The 5260-nt window shown below is 30.9% G+C and carries 5 protein-coding genes and 2 pseudogenes; 3 read left to right on the forward strand and 4 right to left on the reverse strand.

The genetic code is table 11. The annotated features are described in order from the left end of the window. Positions 1-267: pseudogene (locus METFODRAFT_RS08960) on the forward strand (IS701 family transposase); the annotation flags it as partial. Here the strand turns inward: METFODRAFT_RS08960 and METFODRAFT_RS11635 are convergent. From METFODRAFT_RS11635 to METFODRAFT_RS08970, 3 genes are read right to left on the reverse strand one after another with little or no spacing between them, the layout of a single operon-like run. Further along, positions 264-431, reverse strand: coding sequence for a hypothetical protein (locus METFODRAFT_RS11635; RefSeq protein ID WP_007045289.1), 168 nt, complete (start codon positions 429-431; stop codon positions 264-266). The pseudogene METFODRAFT_RS08960 and the gene METFODRAFT_RS11635 overlap by 4 nt on opposite strands. A gap of 28 nt (positions 432-459) precedes the next feature. Then, the gene (locus METFODRAFT_RS08965) at positions 460-1029 is read right to left on the reverse strand and encodes a hypothetical protein (protein WP_007045290.1); all 570 of its coding nucleotides are present in this window, start codon (positions 1027-1029) and stop codon (positions 460-462) included. A 27-nt stretch (positions 1030-1056) separates the two neighbouring features. Continuing rightward, on the reverse strand, positions 1057-2301 hold the full coding sequence (locus tag METFODRAFT_RS08970) for a phosphoadenosine phosphosulfate reductase domain-containing protein (RefSeq protein ID WP_007045291.1): 1245 nt from the start codon (positions 2299-2301) through the stop codon (positions 1057-1059). Positions 2302-2454: 153 nt separating this feature from the next. Here METFODRAFT_RS08970 and recJ point away from each other — a divergent pair, with 153 nt between their 5' ends. Both recJ and METFODRAFT_RS11980 read left to right on the forward strand, forming a co-directional pair. Next, a complete protein-coding gene (gene recJ / locus METFODRAFT_RS08975; RefSeq protein WP_007045292.1) occupies positions 2455-3837 on the forward strand; it encodes a single-stranded-DNA-specific exonuclease RecJ in 1383 nt (460 codons plus the stop codon). A 252-nt stretch (positions 3838-4089) separates the two neighbouring features. Then, a pseudogene (locus METFODRAFT_RS11980) lies at positions 4090-5068 on the forward strand (IS701 family transposase). Positions 5069-5076: 8 nt separating this feature from the next. Here METFODRAFT_RS11980 and METFODRAFT_RS08985 read toward each other — a convergent pair. Next, positions 5077-5260, reverse strand: a 184-nt coding sequence (locus METFODRAFT_RS08985) for a hypothetical protein (RefSeq protein ID WP_007045295.1), incomplete at its 5' end; no start/stop codon positions are given.

The raw sequence follows: 5260 nt of genomic DNA on the forward strand, positions 1-5260 counted from the left end.
GAATTTCAAGAGGTCAAAACGCCTCTTGGAGAATCGAAGAGTTCCACAGAGGAGTTAAACAGTGCTGCAATATTGGAAATTTCTTCGTTAGAAAAGATTTCCAGTATTAGGACATATTTCGTTAGCTATGAGGGCTTTCTTATTTTAGAGAAAATTAGAATCGATAAAAAGATTACTTGGTATGAGTTTAGAAGAGAACTAAATCGAATAGCCGTTGGGAATGCCATAATCTCTTTATGTAAAGAAACTGGTTTATTGTTAATCTAAGTATTTAAATGTATTTGCGAAAGTCCTATAGCATTAAAAATCTCAACACTATTAAAAATTCCATCCCCAAAATTCAACCTTAAATTGTAAATCAAATTTTCAATTGCATGTTTATTTATATCACAAAAAATAACCTTCTTAGCCCCCATTTTCAATGCAACCATGCCTAAAGTCCCAACACCACAAAATCCATCAATAACAACCTTTGAGGTTGAGGCGTTTTATCTTTGAAATTTTTGGATCAAACGGTCTTGGGAATTCTATATGAACTTTTGATTGATTTTTGCAAACTATTATGCAATCATTGCCAAGTGGGAAAACATCGCACCTAAAGTCATCCCCGAAAAGTAATTTGTTTATGTCTTGTGAGTTCGTTGAGAATTTTTGATTTGTGGATAAAACACCTTTTATTTCCTTTATTTTAACAATTTCTTTTGTACAATCCTTTGAAACATCTGTCATTATAATTAACTCGTTTTCTCTCAAAACAGGGGGGTATTTCAGCGGATATCCAACCTCTATTAGTGGAACTCCAATATCCTTTAAAGATACTTCTTTCCTATTAAATTCTCCAAAATTATCTATTATTTCATAAACATTTAGCATAACATCATCTATATGTCTTTTTCCACATTCACAAGTTTCTTTTCTATTTTTTAGATTTAGTTTTTCTATTGGGATTGATTTTGGCAGAGGTTTGTTACATTTTTCACATGGTTTATATGATTTTATTTTTTCAACGATGATTTCTTTTGATAACATTAAGCCCCCTCCAATTTTATTTTTGCTTTATTTGGACTTTTCTTTTAATATATTCTTCAACTCCTTCATCTTGGGAGGAAGTTCCTTCCATCTCCAAAATCCTCTCAATATGTCTTCTTCTGCATAAAATTTCCTTAAATAATTAAACCATCTATTAAATAACTCTGGGTATAAATCACCAACTCTCAAAAATTCACTATTTAAAGCGGATGGGCAGAGGTAGCATCCAATTCTTTCGAATCCCTTATCATATAATGGATTATAGAGTATGTTGTTAATATAAATATAACTCCACACATCTAAGGCATTCCAATCCAAAATTGGAAAAATTGATGTTTGAAATGGTATAAATCGGTTTCTTCTTTCGTATTTTAATTTTGCCCTTGTAAAACTCTCGTATTTCCTTGTACCGTCTATGGTTATGATTTTTTTATTTTTGTACTCCTCTTCAAAAAATTCTTTTAGTGGGATTAACTTACATACGCTGTTGCACCATCTATTATCTTTTGTTGGAATGCCTTCTTTTTCAAGTTCTTTCCAAAAATCCCTCGCTTTTATAATGCGAAGATTTAAATCATACTCTTTAGCAAATTTCTTTACAAAATCAATTGTTTCAGGATATTCCAATCCAGTATCTATGAAGAGAACGTCAACATCGTCAATAACCTTTTTTGCAAGTAGTGTAGATATGGAACTATCTTTCCCTCCACTAAATGAAGCATTTATGACATAGTTGCTTTTATTTTTATACTTCTCAAAGTACTTCCCAATAAACTCTATGGATTTAGTTTCCATTTTTCTTATCCTACCATTATTTTCTTTTAAAAAATCCTGTATTTTTTTTCTTTTTATTTCTTTTTTAAATGTTAGGTCTTTAATTTTTAATCTTTCATTTTTCTTAATCCCAACTCCAACGAATTTCCCAAGTTCTACACCAACATAGTTATTATTTATTTTTTTAAATTCATCGATATTTTCAATTAAATGCTCGGCATATTTTCCTTTTAATTTTCTTTTTGTGGGTTTTAATTTTATTTTTGGTTCTTCAATTAAATAATAGCAGGCAGATGGGATAAATTTCCAATTCAAATCAACCAAATCAAACTCTAATACCCCAATTTGTGTGTTGTTTAGATAAACTCTTTTTCTATAATCTAAACCACTCATCTTCTCCAATAGTATTAAATCATCATACTTAAAATTTCCATTTGTAAGTTTATTCAGTAAATCAACTTCAAATTTTGATGCAAATTTTGTATCTTCTTTAAACATAATTTCACCACTATAATTTCATAAAATTATAAAAACACGGTAAAAATATATATGTTGTTCGTATATAATTTAAACAAAAAATCTTTTCAAAGAGTTTGAATTTACGTTTATCAAAAATTTATTTGGAAGGATGTTAATTTTTTGGTGAATATCATGGAAAATTTAAAACGGGCAGTTAAAACACTAAGAAAAAATAAAAACAATAATATTTTAATATGTACGCATATAGATACTGATGGAATAACTTCAAGGATTATATTGGAAAAGTTGATGGAAAGATTAAATATCGATGCAGATTTTATGTTCTTAAAGCAGATTGATGTTAATAGCATTGAAGAGATTCCATTTTCTGATTACGATTTAATAATATTTGCTGATTTAGGGAGTGGGCAGTTAAGTTTGATAAAGGAAAAAATCAAAAACAGCAACAAAAAAGTAATCATATTGGACCACCATATAGTAGAAAACACAAAAATTCCAGAAAATATAATAAACGTTAACCCATGGAATTTAAATAGAGATGGGGGAAGGGAAATTTGCGGAGCAGGAGTTTGTTATTTCTTTGCGAAAATGTGCAATCCAAGATGGACAGATTTGGCAAAATATGCTGTACTTGGTTCTGTTGGGGATGTGCAAAACTTTGAGGGAAAACTTAAGGGATTAAATGAGAAAATTTTAAAGGATGCAGTTGAGAGAGGGGATGTTAAAAAATATATGGATTTGCAGTTTTATGGGAAGCAAACAAGACCTTTGTTCATTTCCATGAAGTATTTTACTGATGTTAGGACTGATTTGGTGAATAGCGATTCAAGGATTATTAGATTTATTATGAATGTTGGTAAAAAATACAACTTAGATATAAATCCAACATTATCGTTGTGTGAGATTCCTTATGAGTATAAGAGGGCTTTGGGAAGTGAATTTTTGCATAAATGTAATAAGTATGTTCCAAGGGAATGGAGTATCTATCTGCCAAAGGTTATTTTTGGAGAATCTTATGAGTTTGTACATGAGGAATTTAAAACACCACTTAGGGATTTGGAGGAATTCTCAACCTGCATAAATGCCTGTTCAAGATATGGGGAGTATGAGATAGCGTTGAATGTTTTGAGAGGGGATAGGGAGGGTTATTATAAAAAAATGCTCTCAATGTTGAGGAAGCATAGGAAAAATTTGGCAAAATCATTAAATCATGTAAAGGATGAGGTAGAGATTGTACAAAAAGATAAGTTCCAATACTTTGAGACAGATAAAATAAAATCAGAGATAGTAGGAATTGTTGCGGGTTTAACATACTCATTAGAAAAGGTTGATTGGAAAAAACCAATATTTGCGATTGCCAATAACGGGGAAGGATATAAGGTCTCTGCAAGATGTCCAAAACTCTTAGCATTCGCTGAAGATATAAATTTAGCAGATGCAATAAGATACGCTTCTTATAAAGTTGGTGGTAGTGGAGGAGGGCATAGATTTGCATGTGGGGCTTATGTTCCTGATGCAGATGAATTTATTAAGTATTTGGAGAAGAGGCTATAAAAACTCATTTGTTTTTCAAAATCTCAATTAAAATGTCGAATTTTTTATTTAATCCATTAATTCCTTCTTTTAATTCATTCATACTATCCTTAATTTCAATCAATAGTCTTTTATGTTCTTCCAATTCACTAAAGATTAATTTAATAGGACTTTCGCAAGCATATTCGAATATAATGATATAGCATTTATGATAAGATATTTCTACCACAACATTTTACTATTTTTCGAATAAAAATTGTTTATGGTGAGAATATTCTCAAAAAAGCGAATGCAATTGTTTATATGCTCTTTCTTCTATTGTCAGAGTTTAATTCGTGTATAGAACTATCTAAAACATTACGCATTTTCGGAATAAACGTATCTCACGATACCATAAAATCGAATTCTTTGGAATGAGGGTCTTAACCCACAAGAGAATCTATTTAACTTCATGAAAACTTTATAACTCCGAATATAACATTTTCGTTATAGATGATTTTGTTATAGATAAGTTTTATTCGAAAATCAACAGAATTTACTTATTATTGTTGGAGTAATCTACATAAACGAGTAGTTATGGGCATGCATGTTGTTGATTGTATTGCTACGAATGGAAAGAACATCATTCCAATCGATTTTAGAGTTTATGATAGACCAAGGGATGGAAAGACGAAGAATGATTTATGTAGGGAAATAATACTCTCTTTAGTTGAAAGGGGATTTAATATTCGATATATCTGCTTCGATAGTTGGTATTCGAGCAAAAGAAAACTTAAAACTTATCGATAAGTTAGGTTTATTTTACCTCTGCAGAATTAAAAGGAACAGGAAGATAAACCTCTCCAAAAACGGTGAGTGGATTTCGATTAAAGAACTTGGAGAAATTCCTAAGAGCGGCTTAATCGTCTATCTAAGGAAAGTGGGCTATGTCAAACTCTTCTACCTTTCCAAAAACGGAAAGGCAGTATATTATATAACGAATAACCTATTTATGAGTTTCGAAGAATTCCAAGAGGTCAGAAACGCCTCTTGGAGAATCGAAGAGTTCCACAGAGGGGTTAAACAGTGCTGCAATATCGGAAATTTCTTCGTTAGAAAGAGACTTCCAGTATTGGGACACATTTCGTTAGCCATGAGAGCTTTCTTTATTTTAGAGAGGATTAGAATCGATAAAAAGATTACTTGGTATGAGTTTAGAAGAGAACTAAATCGAATAGCCGTTGGGAATGCCATAATCTCTTTATGTAACTGACAGTGTGATTACGAGAATCCTTTCTTTATTAGCTCTTTACTGCACTCTTTAATCACTTCATAGAATGATAATCCATATTTGTGGCTTAAATATTCTATACAGTTTGATACCATTGCTATAAACCTAACAAACCCAATATTGCTCTTTTCAGACGTTAGGTAATTTCCCTCAACATCTAAAATCGATTTATCT

The sequence above is a fragment of the Methanotorris formicicus Mc-S-70 genome (assembly GCF_000243455.1).
GTDB lineage: Archaea > AGJL01 > Methanococci > Methanococcales > Methanococcaceae > Methanotorris > Methanotorris formicicus.